General features: G+C 59.4%; 4 protein-coding genes and 1 pseudogene. All 5 read right to left on the minus strand.

The features are described from left to right. Positions 1 to 332: pseudogene (locus tag BM300_RS29755) on the minus strand (hypothetical protein); the annotation flags it as partial. A 137-nt stretch (positions 333 to 469) separates the two neighbouring features. Further along, positions 470 to 892, minus strand: a complete 423-nt coding sequence (locus tag BM300_RS29760; RefSeq protein ID WP_092151240.1) for a GTP pyrophosphokinase — start codon at positions 890 to 892, stop codon at positions 470 to 472. Next, positions 889 to 1,119 (minus strand): hypothetical protein, encoded by a 231-nt coding sequence (locus tag BM300_RS29765; RefSeq protein WP_092151237.1) that lies wholly within the window; start codon positions 1,117 to 1,119, stop codon positions 889 to 891. The genes BM300_RS29760 and BM300_RS29765 overlap by 4 nt, the downstream gene beginning before the upstream one ends. A 22-nt stretch (positions 1,120 to 1,141) precedes the next feature. Continuing rightward, a complete protein-coding gene (locus BM300_RS29770) occupies positions 1,142 to 1,405 on the minus strand; it encodes a hypothetical protein (protein ID WP_092151234.1) in 264 nt (87 codons plus the stop codon). A gap of 19 nt (positions 1,406 to 1,424) precedes the next feature. Next, positions 1,425 to 2,261: PAAR domain-containing protein (locus BM300_RS29775; RefSeq protein WP_092464717.1), on the minus strand; the 837-nt coding region annotated here is incomplete at its 5' end.

Below are 2,261 nucleotides of genomic sequence, written 5' to 3' on the forward strand. Positions count from 1 at the left end.
AGCCCGGTGCAGGAAGATGAAGTGTCTTCACCCGCCCGCATGGCATTGCGGCTGTTGATGTAGACGTTGAAGCTGCCCATTATCAACGCCCCCGTGGTGGGCTCGGGCAGGTTGAAGATGGTCGACAGGCCTTTGACGATCTGGAACATCGACAAGCCGCCGGCGGCAATCGAGCCGGCCATGATCGCCAGCGCCACGCCGCCCGTGGCAACCGTCGCGGCTACGACCGCGGCGCCTATCAAGGCACCGGCCACGGCACCGGCGACCATCGCGGCCAACCCGAAGCCATGGGCTATTTCATCACCCAGACGTGCTGCAGCCTGTGCATCCATTGCGAAAATCCAACTTACTGGTTGTATGACTGCACAGGAGAGTTATCGATGACCAGAGATCGCTGGGCACGGTCAGAGCGAACGCAGCGCCGGTCTTGCCGCGTTGTCCTTCAACGAGCAGACGGCGGCGACATGATTCATTGCTCTTGCAGGTAACGCAATGCCCGATGATATTTCGCGGCGCGTTCCAGGTCCTTGTCTCGCACGACGGGCAGCCGAGTGAGGTCAAGATTGTCGTGGATGTCCGCTATTTTCACTTTGGTCGCCAGTGGATTGGGCCGAATCCGGGCGATGAATTGTTCATAGGACTCGCCCTTGCGCTTGGTCAAGCAGTCGATAGCCGTCACCACAACCTCGGGAATGCCAAGCCCGCGCAGCTCATCCAGCGTGACATCGCCGTCTTCGACCACATCATGCAACAGGCTGACCAGTTGCTCTTCAAGCCCGTCGAACTTCATCATCAGGCGCAACGGGTGGAGGATGTAGGGCTTGCCGGCCTTATCCACCTGGCCCGCGTGGACCCTTGAAGCCAGGGCGATTGCAGCGTCCAGAATGCTCATTGGCGATCAAAGCCCTTCGCGTATTGTTCTTTGGAAATCTCGCGACCATACAAGACGGCGTCGTTGTACAGCCTATTGTCCGCGGGAACCGATTGTTCGCTTTCGGCAGCACCGTAAAACTTCCTGAATACGGTCCCGGTGCGAGGGTCCCAACGGAAGGTGACCGCTTCGTAGGCGTAGTCCAGGAACACATCCCGACTGGCGAAGGCACTCAATTCAATTCCCACCGTTCCCCCTGCCCTTCGACGATCAGATGGCGGTGCCGCGGTTCGTTCCCGGTTGGACAATCAATAGCTCGTCCAGCTCACGCTTCCTGCAACGCGCCACAAAAGGCAGCGCCGCATCCGGGTCACGCTTGAACAGCTCGAAGGTCGCCTGATTGATTTCATAATATTCCTCGTAGTCGGCCATGCCGTTGCTCACCGGTATGGAGACATAGAATCGACCCGAATCCTGTTCGATACCCACGCAGAACATGTGTTCGCGACTGACCAGAACATCTTGAAATTTCATGATTTGCCTACCTCTACCGTCATAATGGCGTCCAACTGAAGTCTTTAGGCAAAATGCCCCCGGCATCGATGACCGCCTCGCTGGCACCGGTCGGCAGCTTGCCGCCAGGGATCCAGAATTCGTTGGCGCCGGCCTCGTTACCTGAAGGAATCCGCAGGTTCATGTCTTTAGGCGCGGGGATATCGACCCGCACCAGAGTACTACTTTCCAGGGTATTTTCTGGTAGCCCAAGGGCCTTCTCCAATGCGCGCTTGTCGCCCTTGGCATTGGCAATCAATTGATCGGCTTCAGCCTTGGGCATCAGGAACGTCGTGCCGTCGCGCTGGGCGATGCCGTACTTGTCCAGGTTGGCCTTGGTGGTGAAACGCGAGGCACCGTTCTCGAACTGGGCCAAGTGTTCTTTCACATACTGCGGTGACAGGTACGTGTCGGCGTCGGGTCGCGACCCCTTCGGCATGGCCAGGATATCGGCCTCGGTCACGCCAGGCTTGTACTTGGGCGGCGGCAGTTCGGCAGGCTTGGCCGCCTTCGCCATCTTCGGACTCAGCCCCAGCATGGCCATGCCGGCGACCCCTTGCAGCAGGTCCCGATAGCCAGGCCCCAGGCGGTCACCTAAATCACCGAGAAGCTCCATCCCCCCTACGATCAGCCCGCCCACCACCACGAACTCGACGAGCACGGCGATACCCGCCATGGCGGCCATGACCAGCGCAGCACCTGCCGCCAACAACCCCAACACTTCCAGCCCAGTGTGCATCCACCCTTCAAGATCCAGGACAAACGCCACCGACACCGTCGGCCCACCGATGAACGTATTCGGGCTGCCGCTCTTGATGTGGGCTCCGCAGACCATTTT

Source organism: Pseudomonas sp. NFACC46-3 (genome assembly GCF_900114515.1).
Taxonomy (GTDB): domain Bacteria; phylum Pseudomonadota; class Gammaproteobacteria; order Pseudomonadales; family Pseudomonadaceae; genus Aquipseudomonas; species Aquipseudomonas fluorescens_Q.

Excerpts from the sequence above, each read along its gene's own strand:
- BM300_RS29760 (WP_092151240.1), bottom strand. The coding sequence starts at position 892 with ATGAGCATTCTGGACGCTGCAATCGCCCTGGCTTCAAGGGTCCACGCG.
- BM300_RS29770 (WP_092151234.1), bottom strand. The coding sequence starts at position 1,405 with ATGAAATTTCAAGATGTTCTGGTCAGTCGCGAACACATGTTCTGCGTG.